Raw genomic sequence first — 22,021 nt, 5'->3', positions numbered from 1 at the left:
TCTTTGCAGCATTCCTTTTAGTGCTGTCAGTGTATAACGAAGATTTTTTCAAAATAAATAGATTTAGAAAAAAATTTCATTTTTGTGAAAATGATCACTAAAACCCTGATTATTTTCCCTGTTTTTTATTTTTTCTGTCTAAATAATTCGGCTTAAATGTTAAGAGAATATGAAATTGAAGATAAACGCAAATCATTAACCGCATTGAATCAATATTTCCCTGCGGGTTTAAGCATAAAATATGATTTTTTGTGATCTGGATCTCAAATATTTATTTCAATAGTTGATTTTATTGAAATATATGTTTCAATTTAACTATAAATAAAGTGTAACAGTAAAAATAGTTGTGTAATGTAAGAGGTACAATTATGAATGCAAAAATGCAGAGAAAACACAATCTTAGTTATATTATCCGTATCTGTGCGGTGGCGTCCTTAGGTGGTTTATTATTCGGTTATGATACTTCTGTAATTTCCGGTGCAGTGGATGCATTGAAAACCTACTTCAATTTATCGCCTAGTGAGACCGGTTGGGCAGTATCTAATGTCGTGGTAGGCTGCGTAATCGGTTCACTGGTTTCCGGAGAAATTGCTCGTAAAATCGGGCGTAAAAAAACCTTAATTATCGCCGCACTTTTATTTACCATCAGTGCTGTGGGTTCTGCTCTCGCTGAGGTATTCTCTTGGTTTGTGGTATATCGCATGATAGGCGGTGTGGCGGTCGGTATTGCGGCAGCTATTTCACCGATGTATATTGCTGAAGTTGCACCGAAAGATTATCGCGGTACGGCTTCAGCAATGAATAACTTTGCCTTGGTATTTGGTCAAATCGTGATTTTTTATGTAAACTATAAAATTGCTCAAGGGATGACGGAAGAATGGCTTGCTAATGTCGGTTGGCGTTATATGCTCGGTTCAGAAGTGATTCCTTGCATATTATTTTGTTTAGTGGTCGGCTTTATTCCGGAATCACCGCGTTGGGATGTAATGCGAGGTCGTGATGATTTGGCGCTTGTAACACTTTCAAAAATTTCCAACCCTGAACACGCTAAAAACCTCTTGGCGGAAATTAAACAATCTATGATGAAAGACGGTCAAGTGGCAAAACAAAAACTGGATTTAACCCGTCCGGGAGCGTTATTCATTATTATCGTCGCCTGTGCCTTAGCTACATTCCAACAATTAAGCGGTGTAAATGTAATGATGTATTATGCACCAACAGTATTAAAGTCCATCACTGGCAATATTGAAGAAGCTATGTTCCAAACCATTTGGATTGGAGTTGCGCAACTTGCGGGTATCGGTATCGGTGCGATTTTGTTTGATAAACTCGGTCGTTTGCCATTAATGAAAACCGGTGCGGTCGGTGCCGCATTGGGTCTGTTAATTACCTCTTATGCTATGTACACACAAAATCCGGGATATTTAGCCTTATTCGGTATGATTTTCTTTATGATTTTCTACGCTTTCTCTTGGGGTGTGGGTATGTGGGTGTTAATCGGTGAAATATTCCCGAACCATATGCGAGCTCAAGGCTTGGCTATCGCCGTATCATTCAACTGGATCTTTAACTTCGTGGTTTCACAAAGTTTTCCGATGATGAATGAAAACCCGTATTTACTTGAGAAATTTAACGGTGCATTCCCGATGTGGATTTTTGCCGGCTGCTGTATTATCGGCTTTTTCTTCCTAATCCGTTATGTGCCTGAAACCAAAGGCGTATCACTGGAAAAAATGGAAGAGTTAATGGTCAATAAACTTAACCAACGCAAAGGCATTTCCGCCGAATAATAAACGGAAAAGACCGTTGTAAAAACATAAAAATTATCGTTTAAACTTACAAAAGGAATAATACTATGAAAGTTGAAAAAACGCTTGATTTAATCTGTTTAGGTCGTGTAGCAGTAGATTTATACGGTCAACAAATTGGTAGCCGTTTAGAAGATATGGGAACATTTTCCAAATATCTCGGCGGTTCTTCTGGCAATGTTGCCTACGGGACGGCGGTGCAAGGAGTGAAATCTTCCATGCTCGCTCGTGTGGGTGATGAGCATATGGGACGTTTCTTACGTCAAGAATTAGAAAGTGTAGGCGTAGATACCAGCCACTTAATTACCGATAAAGAACGTCTCACCGCATTGGTTATCTTAGGCATTAAAGACCAAGATACCTTTCCATTGATTTTTTACCGTGATAATTGTGCGGATATGGCAATTACCAAAGATGATTTCAGTGAAGAATATATTGCTTCCGCTAAGGCTCTTGCTATTACCGGCACGCACTTATCTCACCCGAAAACCCGTGAAGCCGTATTGACCGCGCTTGAATACGCAGGTCGTAACGGTACTAAACGCTTACTTGATATAGACTACCGCCCTGTGCTGTGGGGATTAACCTCTCTTGGCGACGGTGAAACCCGTTTTATTGACTCTGAAGCGGTGACTAAATCTCTGCAAGAAGTGTTACATCACTTTGATGTGTTAGTGGGAACGGAAGAAGAATTCCATATCGCCGGCGGTTCAACAGATACATTAACCGCATTGAAAAACGTGCGTAAATTCAGTGATGCGGTATTAGTATGTAAACGCGGTGCTTTAGGTTGCTCTGTGTTTGAAGGTGCATTGCCCGATGATTTAGACGGTGGTTTAAATGTGTACGGCGTGCGTGTGGAAGTGTTAAACGTACTCGGTGCCGGTGATGCCTTTATGTCAGGCTTAATTCGCGGTTATATCAATAACGAAGGTTGGGAACAATCCTGTCGCTATGCCAATGCTTGTGGTGCATTAGTGGTATCTCGCCATGGTTGCTCACCTGCAATGCCGACTAAACTTGAATTAGACGACTATCTCTCACGTGCGGAATCTGTACCGCGTCCGGATTTAGATGAACGCTTAAATCACTTACATCGTGTGACCACACGTAAAATACAATGGGATGATCTCTGCATTTTCGCTTTCGACCATCGTAAACAATTGGAAGATATGGCAGCTAAAGGCGGTGCGGATGTGAAACGTATTCCGAAACTCAAAACCTTATTGTTAAAAGCGGCGGAAGATACCGCAGCGGCAGAAGGTTTAGGCAAAGGTCACGCCGGTATTTTAGCGGACACTACCTACGGACAAGAAGCTTTAAACGCTATTACCGGTAAAGGTTGGTGGATTGGTCGTCCTATTGAAGAACCGTCTTCCCGTCCGTTACAATTAGAACACGGCGATCTCGGTTCACAATTAGCAAGCTGGCCGTTAGAACATACGGTAAAATGTTTGGCATTCTATCACCCGAAAGATAGCCAAGAACTTAAAGATGCACAAGATCACAAATTAAAAGAAGTGTATCAAGCCTGTTGCCGTACCGGTCACGAACTCTTAATCGAGATTATTCTGCCTGCGGATATGGAGCAAAACGAAGCCTATTACGCTGAAATACTCACCCACTTCTACAGCTTAGGTATTAAACCGGATTGGTGGAAACTGCCGGGGGTGAGTGCAAATGCTTGGGCTGACATCAGCAAAGTAATTGAAGCCAACGACAAATTCTGCCGCGGTATTCTCATTCTCGGTTTAGATGCACCGGAAGCGGTCTTTGAGCAAGTATTCAAAAACTCTGCAAACGCACCGCTTGTGAAAGGCTTTGCAGTAGGTCGCACTATTTTCGGACAACCGTCTGCTGATTGGTTCGCCGGAAAACTGGACGATGAGGCTCTAATTAAAGAAGTATCAGCTCGTTACAGTCGCTTAATTAAATTGTGGCAAAATCGTAAATGATGGCGTAAGGACAAAATTAATGTTGATAAAAAGGAGAAATTTTGAACAGGTTTCTCCTTTTATTTTTGTCTATTATACCTGAAATTTTGAATAAGACATTTCGTTATGAAACAATATGTTTATTTTTATATAAAGCCAAATTAATCGCCAGGGTCTGAACTAAAGCCATGCTGGAACATTGTGAGCGAAAACCATTTACTTGAGCTTCTTTAATAATGAATGCGATATCGCTAAATGCAAGTAATGGACTAATCTGGCTGTCGGTAATGGCAATCTGTTTTACATCTTTTTTTGCATTGATATTTATAATATCTAAGGTTTCTTTGGCGTAAGGTGAAAAACTAATAGCGACAACTACATCGCCCGCTTGTATACGGCTTAGTTGTTCATCAAACATCCCTCCGAGTCCATTTATAATAAATGAGTTGCAATCTAAGTGATGCAGTGCATAATCAAGATAACAGGCAATACTGAAAGAGCGTTTTAATCCTACAATAAAAATATTGCGTGCGTTATTTAAAATTTCCACTGCTTTTTTCAGTTGCTCGGGAGCAATATGGTGAGCTAACTGCTGCAATGCTTGTATATTTGCTTTTACAAAAATATCAAGTACACCGTTAGCGGATTGAACTTTATTGTTAGGTTCCAGCTTTTGATAAAGCTGAACTCTATGGGCATAATTTGTGGTTTCTTCCATGAGATTTTCACGGAAAATTTGTTTCATATCGTTAAATCCGGAAAATCCAAAAGCATTGGCAAAACGAATCAATGTAGATGGTGGTACATCGGCTTCTTTGGCAATAACAGCAACTGTATCAAACACAACACTATTACTATTGTCTAGTACATATTTTGCAACTTGCTTTAGTCGCTTACTTAAAGAATCGTATCTCTGCCGGATTTCATTTTGCAGATTGATTAATTGAGAATTATTTTGCATGGATTGTAAATCCTATATTTTCGCATTTTTTGAATGTGTTAAAATTAAATTTCTTCTACATTTACCCATCGTTCTTGCTCACAAGAAAGAGTAATTGCATCTAAAATTCGTGAAACTTTGTAACCTTCTTCGAAATCCGGATACATATCTTGATTTTTAGCAAGCCTGTTGACTAAATCACGAATTTCTACCGTTTTTTGATCGTTAAAGCCAATACCGTGTCCGGCACTGATGCAGAAGTTTTTGTAATCCGGATGGAGCGGACCGATCAAAATAGTTTTAAATCCTTGGCGGCTCGGATCGTCACCATGGTAATACACTTTTAATTCCGCCATGCGTTCTTGGGTATAACTAATCGTGCCTTTTGTGCCGATGATAACATAACTTAATCCCATTTTATACCCACAAGCGATTCGTGAAGTTTCAATGGTTCCCATACAACCGTTGGCAAAACGCACAAGTGCGGTGGCTTGATCCTCATTTTCCACCGCTAATTGTTCCGCAATATTTTTCGGATTCGGGCGAGTTTTAATCACAGTTTCCATATCACCGATAACTTTTTGAATATAGCTTCCAACGAGATACTGCGACATTTGCACAATATGAGCACCTAAATCGCCTAATGCACCAAGACCGGCTTTTTCACGTATACAGTGCCAATCAAGAGGCGTATTCGGATCGGCAAGGTAATCTTCGTTATGTGTGCCGTAGAAATGCACAATTTCACCGATTTCACCTTTTTCAATAATTTCACGAGCCAGTTGGGTTGTCGGATTTTTAATATAGTTAAAACCCACAAGAGTTTTCACGCCGGCTTGTTTTGCTGCATTATACATTTCTTTTGCCTCTTGAGCAGTGAGTGCAAGGGGTTTTTCCGAATACACATGTTTTCCATGAGCAATAGCGGCAAGAGCAATTTCTTTATGTAAGAAATTCGGTGTGCAAATATCCACTACATCCACATTGGGATCTTGCACCACATCCAACCAATTGCCGGTAGAGCGATTAAAACGGAACTCTTTGGCTTTTTGAGCTGCTAATTCCGGTGTGATTTCCGCTAAATATTCCAACACTAATTCCGCTTCCAATGGAAAAACCGTTGGGGCTTGTGCATAAGCAATAGCATGACAACGACCGATGTAACCTGTACCAATTAAACCGACACGAATCTGTTTCATAATAAACTCCTTGAATGGGCGAAAAATGTAAAAAAAGGGAAGAATAAAATCTTCCCTTTAATCCTTAATTAATTATAAGGTTGGCATACTAAATGCTGCGTTTTCAATATGATATTCGCTTGGCCAACGAGTCGTGATAGTTTTCATTTTGGTGTAGAAACGTACACTATCCGGACCATAAGCATTTAATTGAGTGTAAGCGGAATGTTTCCAACCACCAAAGCAATGGAATGCAATCGGCACGGGAACCGGCACATTAATACCGACCATACCGGCTTGTACGTGATAAGCAAATTCACGAGCCGTACCGCCATCTTTAGTAAAGATTGCCGTACCATTACCGTAAGGGTGCTCATTAATTAATTGCAGTGCTTCTTCAAAACTTTGAACACGCACAATACCAAGTACCGGACCAAAGATTTCTTCTTTGTAGATCACCATATCTTTGGTTACGTGGTCGAACAATGTACCGCCGATAAAGAAACCGTTTTCATGGCCTGCAGGTTTTTTACCACGACCATCAACCACTAAAGTAGCCCCCTCTTTTACACCTTGATCGATATAACCGGTGACGTTATCTAAGTGTTTTTGGCTAATTAACGGACCAAAATCCACTTCTTTTTCACCATTTTTCGGAATGCCCGGGCCATAGCGCAAGGTTTCTACTTTAGATTTTAATGCAGCTACCAATTTATCGGCTACATCATCATTGGTAGTTACCACAATCGGCAATGCCATACAACGCTCACCGGCGGCACCATAAGCTGCACCTAATATAGCATTAACGGTAGAGGAGATATCTGCATCCGGCATCACGATAGCGTGATTTTTTGCAGCACCTAATGCTTGAGCACGTTTACCGTTTTTGCTTGATGTTGCATACACGTGGGCAGCCGCCGGAGTTGAACCCACAAAACTTACAGCATGAACACGTGGGTCATTCATTAAGATTTCATTATCGTTACGGTCACCATGTACCACGTTAAATACACCGTCAGGCAGACCTGCTTCTTTTAATAATTCAGCTAAATAAATAGATAAAGACGGATCCGCTTTGGCCGGTTTTAAAATAAAGGTATTACCGCAAGCAATTGCAACCGGGAACATCCACATCGGTACCATTGCCGGGAAGTTAAATGGTGTGATACCTACGGTTACACCCAATGGTTGCATAGTGGAATGTACATCAATACCTTTACCTACTTGTTCAGAAAACTCACCTTTTAATAAGTGTGGAATACCGCAGGCAAATTCAACCACTTCTAAACCGCGTTGTAGCTCACCGATGGAGTCGGAATAGGTTTTACCGTGTTCTTCGGTAATCACGCGAGCAAGTTTATCAAAATCTCTTTCTAATAATTCTTTAAATTTGAACATTACACGAGCACGACGTAAAGGCGGTGTAGCGGACCAGGCCGGAAATGCAGCATGAGCCACATCAACAGCTTCATTTACTTCTTCCGCCGTACTCATGAATACCTGACGGATTTGTTCTCCGGTTGCAGGATTATAAATAGGCCAAGCTTTGGTCCCTTTACTTGCAACTTGTTTACCGTTAATAAAGTTTAAAACCGTTTCCATTCTTTACTCCTTATTAATATCAGATATGATTAAAAAATATTGTTTACCGTTGTTACCAAAGATTGTGTTCACTAAGGTTAGATCAATAAAATAAATATTTCAATCCGTTTTGCATTAAAGTGAAATAAAAATTTCATTTTTGTGATCTAGATTACAATTTTGACAAAATATTCTGGCGAATTTTATTAAGTGCGGTATGATTTGGTGAAATTTGAACAGTTTTAATCCAATTAGTTAATGTGGTAAACAGAGGTAAACTATGAGCAAATTATTATCTAAATCGCAAAAAAATAATCCGCTACCAAACGGCCAGGTACAAAAAGTCACTCCACAAAGTGCCGGTTGGGAATATGTGGGCTTTGAAATGTATCATCTACAACAGAATCAAACGCTTACGCTAAATACGGAAGATACGGAAGCCTGTTTGGTATTAGTCGCAGGTCGTGCAACGGTTGAAACAGATGGCAACAAATTTGAACATATCGGTAATCGGAATACGCCGTTTGAACGAATTCCGCCTTATTCGGTGTATATACCGCACAACAAATCAGTGACAATTACACCGGAAAGCTATTTGGAATTAGCCGTATGTCGTGCTCCAAGTAACGGTAATTTACCGGTGCGTTTAATTGCACCAAGTGATGTGGGGGTAGAAAAACGCGGTTACGGTAATAATAAGCGTTTAGTACATAATATCCTGCCGGAAACTGAAATCGCTGACAGCTTATTAGTGGTGGAAGTGTTTACTGATGAAGGTAACACCAGTTCGTTCCCAAGCCACAAACACGACAACAAAAACAGCGAAACGGAAACCTATTTGGAAGAAACCTATTATCACCGTTTTGAACCTTCACAAGGTTTTGCCTTACAACGGGTATATACCGATGACCGCTCATTAGATGAATGTATGGCAGTGTATGACGGTGATGTGGTTCAAGTGCCGAAAGGTTATCACCCGGTGGCTACCATCGCCGGTTATAATAATTATTATCTCAATGTAATGGCAGGACCGGTACGTAAATGGCGATTCACTTGGGAGCAAGATCATATGTGGATCAATAGTCAAGAATATGCTGATAGATAATTGTAATCTAGCCTGGCATTGTTTACAGTATTATAGAAAAAAATACTGTAATAAATACAAAACTATTGCCTTTCCAAAAAGGAGTGATTTGGCACGCTTACCATAAGAACAAGGAAAGCATAACTTCCTTAGCGAAACGCTATAGCGTGTCACGTCCGATGATTTATAAACTCCTCAAGCATGCAAGAGTACGGTTGCTTAAGCCGCAAAACAACAGTACGAATAACCGTTTCAGATAGCCAAATTGAGCAGAGGCGGATAAAATCATCTACCGCAAAATGTTCGAGCGTTTGTACTCTAATCTGACAGTTTCCCGTTTTAAACATCGTTTTCAGCATAAATATTTACTACACCATTATTAGCGATTACAGCACTGCTGTCCTGTGTGTAGTTCTGCCTGCCATAAAAATTGATATAGAAAATATTTTCCATTTCTTATTGAATTTTTTTAATTATAGGGTATCATCCCATTTCATAAGTCAAATGATAATAATTATCATTTTATTTGATCGCAAATAAAATCCTAATGGAGGGAGGTACGATATGGATGGTAACAAAGAGATATACTATAAATTTCTACTGGGAACCTATGTGTGTACATGGGTTCCTTTTGTTTTTGCAGAAAATAGTGAACAACTTAGCACTATTACCGTCACGGCGACTGCCGAGCAAAAAGATGAACAGGGTAGAGATGAGGTTTATCTACGTAATATCACCAATATGTATGCAGGTAAAGAAACGGTGGAACGTTATAAAGGGGCAGCTCCTGCGGATTTATTTCAAGGGTTCAATGGTGTATATAGCGGCGATGCCCGTAATAGCGGTGCGGTTGATCCGAATATTCGTGGCGTGCAAGGGCAGGGGCGAATTCCTGTTACGATTGATGGCACAGAACAAGCTTTGACCACATGGCGTGGTTATAACGGGGCAAATAACCGTAATTATCTTGACCCGAATTTAATCGGTGGTATTACCGTTGAAAAAGGTCCTGAATTGGCATCCGGTAATAATTCCGGTATTGGTGGTGCAGTAAAAATGCGTACGATTGATGTCGATGATATTCTCAAACCAGGCAAGAAAGTCGGGGCTGAACTTAAACTGGAAACCAGCAATAACTCGGTTAAAGAGCGTGTTCCGGATTTTAAATGGGGCCAAGACTACCGCGTAGTCGGTGATGGTACGCCCGGCGATTTTTCTGCCGTCACATTGGTGAAACCGAAAACTAAAGGCAAATATTTTAAAGATAATGCGATACGGCTTGCTGTCGGGCTAAGAGAAGATAAGTTTGATTTACTTGCCGCATATAGCTACCGCAGTAAAGGAAATTATCTTGCCGGTAGAGGTGGCGCGCATAATTATGAAGCGGAAATTGACCAAAAATCAGGACGTGAATTAAAACAGATCGAACCGAACTTGCCCTTTGCCGCATCAATTTACAAACCGCATACAGAAGTACCGAACACATCTAGTGTAATGGAATCTTATTTGCTGAAAAATACGATTCGTTTAACGGATAAACAAACATTAAAGATGGGCTATCGTCAAACAAAAATCATCTACGGTGAAATTATGCCTTCCCGTTTGGATTTTAAAGCATTTCATGGATTTGTTCCGCAATGGCCGCTTGCGACCGTAAAACAAAATGCCTTTAATTTGAATTATGAGTATAACCCGGATAATCGATGGATTAATTTTAAAGCCGGCGTATGGTATACCCGCACCGATAGTGATACCAATACATCCGGAGGGAATCCACGCGAAGCGAATTCTATGGATGTAGATTGGACATTGGCGACCAGTGATTGCGTGCATCTCAATCCCTCTCCTGCAACACCACATGAGTATTTTATTATTGACCGTGAATGTTTAGCCAGAATCGGCAATCCGTTAGTTGAGAAAAATCCTAATACGAATGGTAAATACAGTTATGTGAATGCCGCCCAAGTGAATGCTTATAATACGCGCCGAGGTTTTAATTTAAGCAATACAATGAATTTAACGGATAAACTGGATTTAACGATTTCCGGCGCTTTTCAAAAGGAACGTTTAACCAGCAGCCACTTTAATGCTAAACCTAACCCAAGCAGCACTTATGAAAGCCCGCCGCGTGCCGGTCGCCGTCAGGAATGGGATATCGTATTTAATTTTAATTACCGCCCGACCAACTGGCTTATGTTAACGGCCGGGGCGCGTTATAACGAATACTGGTCTTTTGATGACTATTTAGATTATTTAGTGAAATCAGGGGAATTGTATAAACCTTATTTTTCTGGTTCAACCCCCAGAGTTAATGTTGGGCAGTATTTTGAATATAATGAAGTGATGAATAAAGATGAATGGGAGCAATATCAATCATTGCAAAAACAATTGGATGAAGGTAGCGGTGATTCTGATGATTTACGGGCAAAGATAGAAAAATTGGAGAATGGGGCAAGCTCAATTTCGGATGGCAAACGTTATAAAGTCAAAACAATATATTGGCATTATCGTGATGATGGACGGTTACATCGAGAAGATAATCCTTTTTATAATGGCTCATTAAAAAATGAGAAAGTGCAAGATCCGATTACAGGGAAGATAGTTGATAAATATGAATTAGGTAGTACTGTTTTTCCATTTAGTGAAGTCATGAAAGAAGGCGATAAATTAACAAAAGTAGAGAAAAAACGTGGACATGCCTTTTCTCCGGCATTTTCTGCTACGGTGTTTTTAACGGAGCATTCTCGTGCATATTTACGTTATACCCAATATTCACGTATGCCGAGTATCTTTGAAACCACAGTTGGCTTTTCCGCCAGTGCGGATACCTCGGCACGTTTTAAAAATGCTAAATTAAAACCGGAAAAAGCACGTAATATTGAATTGGGTTATGTGCATGATTTTAGTCATTATTTCAGCACACCAACCAAAGCGGATATTAAATTAAGCTATTACCATAATGAAACTAAAGATGTAATAGACCGAGATACAGAATTTCGTTTTGTGCAATTGGATAAACGTAAGCTGGAAGGTATTGAACTACAAGCCCGTTATGATAATGGGGATTTCTTTGGCGATCTCGGTATTGAATATCATCTTAAAAATAAAGTCTGTGATGCCAATACTGCAGTGGAACTGGATCCGGTTCAACTACGAGTGCCGACTTGCATAACAGGCGGGTTTGCCTGGGGCTATCTGCGTACTCAATTACAACCGAAATATTCTATCAGTTCTAATTTAGGCGCACGTTTCTTCGAGCGTAAATTAGAAATCGGCACACGCTGGTTATATCACAGCAAAGCCAAAAATAAAGATGAAGACAGATTATGGGAACAAAAAATCTTAGATGATGCTATTTGGAACCGACCAATGTCTTGGCAGCCGGTATTAACTGTGGATGCTTATATTAAATATCAATTTTCGCCAAATTTAATTATGGAATTAGTCGGCACCAATTTAACAGATCGTTATTATCTTGACCCAATGACACGTTCAATGATCCCGGCTCCGGGCAGAACGATAAAACTTGGGTTAACGGCAAAGTTTTAGAAAGTCATTTATATGCCTTTCTAAAAAAGGCAGTAAACCGTTGTATAGGCACAATGTTTACTGCCTTGAGGAACATACTTTGTCATCAATATCAACAAAGTATGTATATTAACTATGGATAAATATCCACGAAAGGAGATTTTATATGAAAAAATCTATTTTAGCTACCGCACTTTTAGCGGGATTTTCAGTTATTGCAACTGCCCAAGCTGCAACCGTTACATCAGGTATTTCTAATGACAAGTTAGCCTTAGAATTTCCTAAAAACGGTTCAACTCCGCACAATGGTTGGTTCCATAAAGATGACGGTGGGCTACCTGGCGTAAATGTAAAAGGGGTAACTAAAAAAGTCACCAGTTTCAAATCATTAACTAATATCACCAAAAATACACAATGGTTAAAAGTATTTGGCGGTGTAGATAAAAATGGTGTTGTGGTCTTAAAAATGGGCAACTTGCCTAGTTGGGTGCCTGGATTTCATGACAAATTAGGTAACTTTGCATTTAAAAAAGTAGGTTCCGAAGAACTTTACTTTGGAGAATGGCTGGCAAAAGGCGGCAACGCAGATAAAGACCGCGTTGTGTACTATGCTGGTAATAACAAAACAGAAGCTATGCCAACAGGTGGTGTCGCTGTTTATGAAGTTGTTGGCATAAATAATAACTCAGACTTAGACCAAGCGGTATTAAAAGGTCAAATGACTGCGGACTTCGGTAAAGGTAAACTTAATGGTTCTATTGCTAAATCCGGATTAACAGTAAAAGTTGAAAATGCGACAATTAAATCTAATGCAAGTTTTTCTGGCGATGCTTATGCCAATGGAAGCATAAAAGGGGAGACTAAAGGTCATTTCTTTGGCAAAGATGCTGCAGCTTTAGCCGGTTATGCCAAATTTAATGGTAATAACAAATACGATACTGCATTTGGCGGTACTAAAAAATAGTCGTTAATGATATTGAGGGAAGCAATTCCCTCTTTTATTTCATATATGTTTCAACACACAGAGTCTTACAAGAGCTAGGTTCTATGTGTTGCTCTGAATTGGAAGAGGTTACACCTCTCTCAATTAAATTATCCGCCATAAATGGCGAGGTTTCAACCATAAGGTAGATATTTGATGAAAAAGCGTTTTTTTATTTATACAAGCTTATTATGTTTCATCAGTCATGTTGCCGTGTCCGCAGATGTGCAGGAACATGAGGCGATTAAATTATGGCAACAGCATGCTCATCAATCTGCACAACAACGGCGGGAACAACAAACGGTAGGTGACGATAGACCGAAAACCAATGAAATCACTTTAGCAGGGGAATCCTTTGAAGTGGAACATAATATGGATGCTGTCGGGCAGGCACTGTATATCGCTATAAATCAGCAGTTATGGCAATATGTGGAAAAATTTTTGCCGCAGTATGAAAGTTTTCCCGAACATAAACTTGAATTGGTCTGGTTTGCTAAAGGGGCATTGGCTCGAGAAAAAGGTCATTTAAAGGAAGCAGAAGCGAATTATCGGGCATTACTGCAAGCTGAACCGGATTTCTTACGTGGTCAGTTGGATTTGGCCCGTATCCTGTTTGAAAATAAAAAAAATATAGAATCAACCGCACTTTTTAACAAAATCGCAATACAGGATTTACCTGAGGGCGTACTTGCCACAATAAAGGATTATCAGCAGGCACTTGCGAACCGTGAATCCTGGCAAGGTGCATTAACATTCGGTTACCAGTATAACGAAAACATCAATCAATCTTCCCAAAAGTCGGTATGTTTGCTGTATAACGCTTCACAATGTATTGTGAATCAACGCGCTCCGGATTCGGTAAATGCTGGTGGCTGGCGTTATGATTTGAGTTTGCAACGAAGAATATCCCTTTCAGGTCATCATGGCATAGAATTTTATCTGAACAGTTACGGGCAGTTTTATCCGAATCATCACGAATATAATGAAAATACCGCCAAGGTTTATGCCGGATATAACTATCAGAATGCTGATACTTCCATTACCGTAGCACCTTTAGCAGAATTCAATACGTTTGGTAATAACCGTCATTATCATGCTCTGGGCGGACATATTGATTGGACACAAAATATATCACCTCGCAATATAGGAAATATACAGTTTGAACAGAAGAAACAATATTTCAGCGATCATTACACATCATTGGAAACGGCAAATCTCATCTCATTATTTGCTACCTGGTATCATCTATTAACACCGAAAACCACAGTATTTAGCGGCGTGGACTGGTTACACCGTAATACAACCGACAAAACTCAGGCTTATCATATGGCGGGTATTCGCTTAGGGATTAGTTATCAATTTGATTCCGGGCTAAATACGACCTTACTGGCATTGTTGCGACGTTATGATTATCAGGAATATCATGCCGTATTAGGGGAAAAACGTCGTGATAATCAGCAAATTTATTTGGCTATTTTAAGAATGCCGCAATGGCGTTTTTATGGCATGACACCAAATATATTAGTAAGACATACTCGGAATAAGAGCAATGCGGACTATGTGTACTCTTACAAACAAACGGAAGTACAGCTTAATTTGGAATGGTATTTCTAATAGTTGAAACGGAACAGCTACGAGACTTATATTTCCATAGGTAAACTTGAGCTTGTGAACCGGAAAATAAGCCTTAAAAAAACTCAAGCTCTGTTGTCATCAACAGGGCTTTTTTTACCAAAAACTGACCGCACTTTTTATGTTATGCGGTCAGACCGGCGATTAAATCACATGATTTATGTTAAGCATTAATCAGATGATTAGAACATGATGCGTGAACCTACTAACACTCGATGGTTTTTCTTCAATTCAATACCATCTTGTTTAACTTTACCGGTGCCGCCTTCTAAATACACAGCGACATATTTGTTGAATCTGTGATCAACGCCAAGCATCCAACCATTTGACTTAATATCGGCTGGAGAAGGACGAGCTTCTTTACCTTTACTGAAATAGTATTCACCATAAATGGCATTTTGTGGCGTAACATCTACTTTCAAACCGATTAAGAAACGATTATGTTTATTCAGAGGTGTGTTATAGCTGAAGATTTTTTGGAAACCAATATTTTTAGATTGATTGTTACCTTCAGCTTTACCGAATGCCCAGTCAAAACCTAATGTAACAATGTTATATTTTACATCAAAACCAATACCACCGCGTTTTAGTTTATACTCTTTGGCTTTTAATCCTGTTTCAGATTGTGTAACTTCGCTATAGTTTGAACCAAAACGAACTGCAAAATCATCCCATTTCCCATCATAGAATAAACCTACACCATAACCTTGTCCTTCATCCCAAGCTGCACCGGCACCACTAGAGGTATTATTCGCTTTTGCAGCATTACCGAAGTAGTAATCTACGGCAAAACGAACACCGGCAAATTTAGCCGACATAAAATGGGCTGCTTTTTTGTGTGCATCAAAGAATGTATTGCCGCCCCATTCATAGGTGTAGTTAGCTTTTGGTACATGGTCGCCTAAATGCAATTGACGACCAAATGTTAATGTACCGATTTCAGGATTGATAAAACCGGCATATAAACGGTGAGTTCTGAAGTTTCCACCAATTTGATTATCATTAGAGAAACGCATTTCAACACCACCGTATGCAGAGAAACCTGCACCAATTTCTTGGTATGCACGTACACGGAAACGAGAACCCACATCACGTAAGTCGGTACGTTGATCTTTGATATTTTGAATTTCCATGTGAACACGACCATCTAAATCAATTTTAGTGCCGTCTTTTTCATAAATAACGGCCGCATTCGCTGAACCCGTGGCCAGTGCTGCAACTGCTAAAGCAATAATTGTTTTTTTCATAATGATTTCCTTATAGTTAGTTGATTTAAGTTTTACGACTTATTTTACTTACTTAAGAGAGGCATACTTTGATTATTCAACTTTCAAAGTTTTGCCGTTATAACTCATCGTTTGTACAGACGTCAAAGCTTTGCCGCCTTCTGTTTCACCACCGATAAGTAATACTTTATTGTCATAAGACACCGCAACGCCCGCCGCGATCGGAGCAGGGAGTGTACCCACGACTTTCCAAGTGCCTTTTTTAGCATCCAGTGCATAAACATCGTTATGCCATGTTTTTTTCAAGCCCGGTTGACGGTGTGCATCATTTATGCCTTTTTCATAATGTGCTTTTGCACCGGGGAAGTTTGCACCACCGGTTACAATAAATGTGCCGTTGGAGTAGCCACCCATTGCAGCTGCAATACCGTCTTGCTTGTCATAGCCGCTCGGAGCCGGTAATTTACCTAATTGTTTCCATTTTATGCCGTCTTTACCGATAGTACCGATTTCTGTGGTATCTGTACGAAGACCTGCTTTCACTTCACCGTTTACAACAAGGATTTTGCCGTCTTTCAAACCGACTGCTGCCCCTGCACGCCCGCCGTAAGGGAAATTACCTTCATTACGCCATATGTTGGTTGCCGGTTCATAGCTCATTACATCATCATTAAAGAAGAAATCTTGAGCACGTAGGTTGAAATATGCATCAAATACCGGTTTTTCTTTTTCTTTATCACCATCGCCAACGGCTTTTACATCTTGGAATAATCCATCCCAAATGTTTTCGTTTACACCGCCGATAAAGTAGATTTTGTTTTTATCTGCTACGGAGCTTACACCTGCTGCTACCCCGCGAGGTGCACGAGTGGTTAATTTAGTCCAGGTGTTGTCTGCGGGGTTGTAGCTGTAAGCATCATTGAACGTTTTATTTGCTTGTGCGTCTGTGTTGAAGAATCCGCCAAATACATATAATTTGCCATCAACACCTGCTGCAACAGGTTGGTTACGGTTCCCGCCCGGGAATGCCGCAATTTCTTTCCATTGCGCATCTTTTTCTTTAAGGTTTAAGGCATAGAATTTATCACCGCCGGAACCTAAGCCTACATACACGGTATCACCTACTAATGCACCGGCACCATTTTTAATGGCAACCGGTAGATCCGGATACTGTGAAGCCTGAGCAGAGAAAGATATAGCAGCTGCGATTGCGAAAGTTAGAGCTGATTTTGTAAATTTCATATTTAAGTACCTCATTGTTGAGTAGATAAATTGACCATTCATAAAACCTGCGAACGGTGTTTTAAGTTTTGGGGAGTTTGGGAAATTCCCCGGTTAATTTTTACGGCATTAATAAATTCGGTATAAACGTGATGATTTGTGGGAAGATTGTAATTAATACCAGTGTAATGAATATCGGTACTAAGAATGGAAGTACGCCTTTTGCTACCGTGCTCACCGGCATATTACCTACACGTGCTACTACAAACAAAGCCATTCCCATCGGTGGTGTTAAGATACCAATCATCATATTCAAAGTTGTCATTACACCGAAGAATACCAGGTCGATACCGAAGTGCACTGCAATTGGAATTAACATAGGTAACACTAAGAATTGCAAAGCTAAGGCATCAATGAACATACCAAGGAATAACAGCAGTAAGTTAATCATCACTAAAACCATGGTAGGCGAATCGGCAAATGCCATGAAACCTCCCGCAATACGCATTGCAACTTGCTCACGGGCGATCATGTCACCGAAGAATGTTACGGTCATTACCATTAGTGCGGTTACACCGGTGATTGCCACCGCTTCAATACAGCTTTTGAATAAGGTTTTTAAGGTTAATTCTTTATACACAAATTTACCGACAATCATGGAGTAGAGTGCTGCAATTACCGCTGCTTCTGTCGGGGTGAATAAACCTGAGAAAATACCGCCGATAATTAAAATTGGTGTGAGGATTGCCCAGATTGCACCTTTAAATGATGTGCAGATTTCTTCCATGGTCGCTTTGCGAGTTTTTGGATAACCACGTTTTTTAGAAACGAAGTAGTTCATGCTCATTAATGCGATGGTGATTAATACACCCGGTACAAAACCTGCGACGAATAATTTTGCAATAGACTCGTTAGCGATAACACCGTAAATAATCATGGCAATACTTGGCGGCACTAATGGTCCGATGATACAAGAGGCTGCCGTAATACCGCCGCAGATGTCATCGTCATAGCCGGCATCACGCATTGCTTTGATTTCCAATTGACCTAAACCACCCGCATCCGCTAATGCGGAGCCGGACATACCGGAGAAAATCAGACTGGCACCGATATTTACGTGTCCCATACCACCGGTATAGTGACCTAACAAGGACTTGGCAAAGTTGAAGATTCGGTCGGTAATACCGCCGCTGTTCATTAAAATACCGGTTAAGATAAAGAATGGTACACTGAGTAATGGGAAGCTGTTTAAACTATCTACTAATTTTAAGGAGGCCGAATTTACCACATTCCAACGAGTCATAGCAAAGTAAAGCAGAGTGGCAATGAAAAGTGACCAACCTACCGGCGTGCCCAGAAACATGATAATTAACCAAACGACCAAGACAACATAAACCGCATTACTACCTAATTTAACGTAATTAGTGATACGTAACGCTTTAAAGATATCAGGATGCGAATATAAAAGTGAGAAAATAATGACCGCACTTATGATATACAATGCTGCAGGAATAAATGTATTTTTATGTTTAAAGTTTTCCGCTTGTGTTTGGAAAAAACGGAATAGCATTAAGCAGGATATGAAAGGCAATGGCGCATAGAGCCATTTTTCGGAAATTCCTAAGGATACGATTTCAAAACTGGCATCAAGCCATACTTTAAAACCTAAGTGAATAAACATCACAATAGAGATAAAAATTAATATTTGTACAAAGGAATTTGAAATTCGTTTTAATGTATCAGGCATAAAGTTCGTGACAAAGTCAATAAACACATGTTGTTGACTGCGTACACCCATACTGATACCTAATAAGCCGGTATAGACAAATAATAATCTTGCGAGTTCTTCACTCCAAATAATCGGCGAATCAAAAACTTGTCGAGCAACAATTTGGCCAACTAAAATCAAAAAGATGACTAATAATAAGGATGCACCAAGCCATTCTTCTAATTTGTTAAAAACTTTCATAGATACCTCGAATGAACCAAATATAGGATCTTATTCCGTATTTAGAAATAAGATCCTAGCCCGTATTATTTCGTTAATGCTGAAAATTCTTCAATGGCTTGTTTACCTAAATCGCCATTCTTTTTCAAATACTCATCATAATATGGTTGTAACGCTTCTTTGAACTGAACAAGATCCGGTTGAGTCACTGTCACGCCTTTTTCTTGGAAGAAGGCGACTAATTCTTTTTCACCATCCATAAATAGTTTAGTGTGGTATTCCGCCGCACTTTGTGCTGCATCTTTTACCACTTTTTGTAAGTCTTCCGGCAACTCATCCATCACGGCATTACTGACTAAATAAAGTTGATCGTTTAAAATATGATTAGTCATTGCCAAGTATTTTTGCACTTCATAGAATTTTTGTGCTTGAATAGTCGGTAATGGATTTTCTTGACCGTCAACAGAATTGGTTTGCAATGCAAGATATACTTCAGAGAATGCCATTGGTGTCGGTGATGCACCTACATATTTAGCAAATGCAAGGTTGGTTGCCGCATTCGGTACACGTAATTTCAAGCCTTTCATATCAGCAATTGAATTAATTGCACGGTTTGATGTGGTTTGACGGGTTCCGTTATAAGCCACACCGATAATTTTCATACCCAATTCGTTTTCGATTTTTTGTTGTAACCCCTGACCGAACTTGCTTTCCAGCAATGCTTTTTTTGCCACATCAAAATTAGGCAGCATATAAGGCAATGCAAAAACTTCCGCTTCAGGATAGAAAATTTGGAAACGGGCAGATTCTCCTAAAGTGAAATCTAATGCACCGTCTTTTAATTGTTTCATCATTACGCGGTCATCACCAAGTTGAGCACTTGGATAAATGGATACTTCAATTTTACCGTTGGATTTATCTTTCACTTCTTTGGCGAAAAGCTCCACGGCTTTATATTCGTTAGAACTTGTTCCGGCAACCATACCGAATTTTAAGTCATAGTCTGCCGCCAAAGCCGAACCTGCCACACCGGCACATAAAGCGGCAAGTAATAATTTGTTAAATTTCATCTTGATTCTCCTATGGTTAAATGGATTACAATTTTATTTGCTGAATACAATAAAGTAAAAAAATCATTTTTCAAATGGTTTTTGAAGTTTTGTTTCAGAAATGAGAGATAGATCACATTTTTGAAAATTTGTTCCCTAAAACTCCATAAAAATAATTATAAATAACTTGTTATTTGAAAAAAGTAGGAATATGCTAAACACAGTTTGAAGAAACACTCTGGTTGAATAATTTTGTAATGGAGTAAATATGTCAAATCTTTCAAATTTAGGAATTTTAGAAAAAATTGATCAGGGATTGATTGCTTCCTGTCAACCGGTGGACGATGGTCCAATGGATAAACCGGAAATTGTTGCTGCTATGGCACAGGCTTCTGTTGTCGGCGGTGCAGCAGGTGTTCGCATTGAAGGGATAGAAAATTTAAAAGCAACACGTCCTTTAGTTGATGTGCCGATTATTGGTATCGTTAAGCGGGATCTGCCGGACAGCCCGGTTCGTATTACGCCGTTTTTACAAGATATTGAAGAGCTTGCAAAGGCCGGAGCCGATATTATTGCTGTTGACGGAACGAATCGTCCGCGTCCGGTGGATATCAAAAGTGCGGTGAAAAAAATTAAAGAAATGGGGTGTTTGGCTATGGCGGATTGCTCTAATTTAGCAGAGGGTTTGTATTGTCAGCAACTCGGTTTCGATATTGTAGGCAGCACGATGTCTGGTTATATCGCAGGAACAGTGCCGGATGAACCGGATTATCAGTTAGTAAAAGATTTGAAAGCGGCAGGCTGTTTTGTGATGGCTGAAGGACGTTACAATACGCCGGAATTGGCTCGAACCGCTATTGAAATTGGTGCAAACTGTGTTACTGTGGGATCTGCGTTAACGCGTTTGGAACATATCGTGAGTTGGTTTGCGGATGCGGTGAAATCGGCAAAATAAAGATCGTCGGAATAATCGGACGGCGTAATATGCCGTCTGTAAAAACAAAAAGGAACATATTATGCGTTGTTTAGCGATAGATATTGGCGGAACAAAAATTGCAACGGCTTTGGTGGAAAACAATCAGGTTTCCCAACGTCAGCAAATTACTACACCGCAAGATAATGCTGCCACTGAGATGCACGAAGCATTAAAACAGTTGGTGGAAAGTTATGATAAACAATTTGATTATGTTTCTGTTGCTTCTACCGGCATTATCAACAACGGCATTTTAACCGCATTAAATCCAAAAAATTTGGGTGGTTTGGCTGAATTTCCTCTCAAAGAGAGTATTGCCCGGCATACGAATAAACCGGTATTTTTGTTGAATGATGTGCAAGCCGCAGCTTGTGCCGAGTATCAAGAGCAAGATCAAAGTGCGGTGCAAAATTTCACGTTTATTACGGTATCCACCGGTGTTGGCGGCGGTATCATTTTAAACGGGCAATTATTAACCGAACCGAATGGTATTGCCGGCCATATCGGACATAGTCTGGCGGATCCTAACGGGTCAATGTGCGGTTGTGGTCGTCAAGGCTGTGTTGAAGCAATTGCTTCAGGACGGGCTATTGAAGCGGCGGCTCAACAATGGGATAATCCTTGTACCCCAAAAGAAGTGTTTGAGTTATTTCGACAAAATAATGAAAAAGCGACCGCACTTGTGCACCGTTCGGCAAAAGCTATAGCAAATTTAATTGCCGATTTGGTGATTAGCCTTGATATGCAAAAGGTAGTGCTTGGCGGCAGTGTCGGTTTAGCGGAAGGTTATTTACCATTAGTCAGAGAATATTTAGTTCAAATGCCGCATTTTTACTATTGTCCGATAGAGGCCGCACAATATGGCGGCGATGCAGGATTAATCGGTGCTGCTGTATGGGGTAAGCAATGGCTGATAAAAGCCTAGAAATTAATCAAT

Annotated in this window: 15 protein-coding genes; 8 read left to right on the top strand and 7 right to left on the bottom strand. The window is 40.0% G+C overall.

The window, feature by feature from the left end; all coding sequences use genetic code 11:
• Nucleotides 1-368: 368 nt before the first annotated feature.
• On the top strand, nucleotides 369-1,790 hold the full coding sequence (locus tag EDC44_RS08160; RefSeq protein ID WP_243647923.1) for a sugar porter family MFS transporter: 1,422 nt from the start codon (nucleotides 369-371) through the stop codon (nucleotides 1,788-1,790).
• Between the two features lie 65 nt (nucleotides 1,791-1,855).
• Nucleotides 1,856-3,763 (top strand): bifunctional 5-dehydro-2-deoxygluconokinase/5-dehydro-2-deoxyphosphogluconate aldolase, encoded by a 1,908-nt coding sequence (locus EDC44_RS08155; protein WP_131977198.1) that lies wholly within the window; start codon nucleotides 1,856-1,858, stop codon nucleotides 3,761-3,763.
• 103 nt (nucleotides 3,764-3,866) lie between these two features.
• Here EDC44_RS08155 and EDC44_RS08150 read toward each other — a convergent pair whose 3' ends face one another.
• The 3 genes from EDC44_RS08150 to EDC44_RS08140 form a co-directional block, all read right to left on the bottom strand.
• On the bottom strand, nucleotides 3,867-4,703 hold the full coding sequence (locus EDC44_RS08150) for a MurR/RpiR family transcriptional regulator (protein ID WP_131977196.1): 837 nt from the start codon (nucleotides 4,701-4,703) through the stop codon (nucleotides 3,867-3,869).
• Nucleotides 4,704-4,747: 44 nt separating this feature from the next.
• Nucleotides 4,748-5,881, bottom strand: coding sequence for a Gfo/Idh/MocA family protein (locus EDC44_RS08145; protein ID WP_131977194.1), 1,134 nt, complete (start codon nucleotides 5,879-5,881; stop codon nucleotides 4,748-4,750).
• 72 nt (nucleotides 5,882-5,953) lie between these two features.
• On the bottom strand, nucleotides 5,954-7,462 hold the full coding sequence (locus tag EDC44_RS08140; RefSeq protein ID WP_131977192.1) for a CoA-acylating methylmalonate-semialdehyde dehydrogenase: 1,509 nt from the start codon (nucleotides 7,460-7,462) through the stop codon (nucleotides 5,954-5,956).
• Between the two features lie 259 nt (nucleotides 7,463-7,721).
• On the opposite strand from EDC44_RS08140, the gene iolB reads away from it, so the two are divergent.
• From iolB to EDC44_RS08115, 4 genes are all read left to right on the top strand, one after another.
• Nucleotides 7,722-8,546 carry a 5-deoxy-glucuronate isomerase gene (iolB, locus tag EDC44_RS08135; RefSeq protein ID WP_131977190.1) on the top strand — a complete coding sequence of 275 codons (825 nt, stop codon included), beginning with the start codon at nucleotides 7,722-7,724 and terminating at the stop codon, nucleotides 8,544-8,546.
• 543 nt (nucleotides 8,547-9,089) lie between these two features.
• Entirely contained in the window at nucleotides 9,090-12,074 is a 2,985-nt protein-coding gene (locus EDC44_RS08125; RefSeq protein WP_131977188.1) for a TonB-dependent receptor domain-containing protein, read from the top strand.
• 145 nt (nucleotides 12,075-12,219) lie between these two features.
• Complete coding sequence (locus EDC44_RS08120) at nucleotides 12,220-13,017, top strand: Slam-dependent surface lipoprotein (protein ID WP_131977186.1); 798 nt, start codon at nucleotides 12,220-12,222, stop codon at nucleotides 13,015-13,017.
• Nucleotides 13,018-13,191: 174 nt separating this feature from the next.
• Nucleotides 13,192-14,649 (top strand): surface lipoprotein assembly modifier, encoded by a 1,458-nt coding sequence (locus EDC44_RS08115; RefSeq protein ID WP_131977184.1) that lies wholly within the window; start codon nucleotides 13,192-13,194, stop codon nucleotides 14,647-14,649.
• Nucleotides 14,650-14,849: 200 nt separating this feature from the next.
• Here EDC44_RS08115 and EDC44_RS08110 read toward each other — a convergent pair whose 3' ends face one another.
• The 4 genes from EDC44_RS08110 to EDC44_RS08095 form a co-directional block, all read right to left on the bottom strand.
• The gene (locus EDC44_RS08110; RefSeq protein ID WP_131977182.1) at nucleotides 14,850-15,914 is read right to left on the bottom strand and encodes a porin; all 1,065 of its coding nucleotides are present in this window, start codon (nucleotides 15,912-15,914) and stop codon (nucleotides 14,850-14,852) included.
• 72 nt (nucleotides 15,915-15,986) lie between these two features.
• The gene (locus EDC44_RS08105; RefSeq protein WP_131977180.1) at nucleotides 15,987-17,135 is read right to left on the bottom strand and encodes an N-acetylneuraminate epimerase; all 1,149 of its coding nucleotides are present in this window, start codon (nucleotides 17,133-17,135) and stop codon (nucleotides 15,987-15,989) included.
• Nucleotides 17,136-17,235: 100 nt separating this feature from the next.
• Nucleotides 17,236-19,083, bottom strand: a complete 1,848-nt coding sequence (locus EDC44_RS08100; protein WP_131977178.1) for a TRAP transporter large permease — start codon at nucleotides 19,081-19,083, stop codon at nucleotides 17,236-17,238.
• A gap of 65 nt (nucleotides 19,084-19,148) precedes the next feature.
• Complete coding sequence (locus EDC44_RS08095; RefSeq protein ID WP_131977176.1) at nucleotides 19,149-20,132, bottom strand: sialic acid TRAP transporter substrate-binding protein SiaP; 984 nt, start codon at nucleotides 20,130-20,132, stop codon at nucleotides 19,149-19,151.
• Nucleotides 20,133-20,379: 247 nt separating this feature from the next.
• On the opposite strand from EDC44_RS08095, the gene EDC44_RS08090 reads away from it, so the two are divergent.
• On the top strand, nucleotides 20,380-21,066 hold the full coding sequence (locus EDC44_RS08090) for an N-acetylmannosamine-6-phosphate 2-epimerase (RefSeq protein WP_131977174.1): 687 nt from the start codon (nucleotides 20,380-20,382) through the stop codon (nucleotides 21,064-21,066).
• A 61-nt stretch (nucleotides 21,067-21,127) separates the two neighbouring features.
• Nucleotides 21,128-22,009 (top strand): N-acetylmannosamine kinase, encoded by an 882-nt coding sequence (locus EDC44_RS08085; protein ID WP_131977172.1) that lies wholly within the window; start codon nucleotides 21,128-21,130, stop codon nucleotides 22,007-22,009.
• Nucleotides 22,010-22,021 lie beyond the last annotated feature (12 nt).

Source organism: Cricetibacter osteomyelitidis (assembly GCF_004340985.1).
Lineage (GTDB): Bacteria > Pseudomonadota > Gammaproteobacteria > Enterobacterales > Pasteurellaceae > Cricetibacter > Cricetibacter osteomyelitidis.
This window is presented reverse-complemented; position numbering and strand designations above follow the sequence as displayed.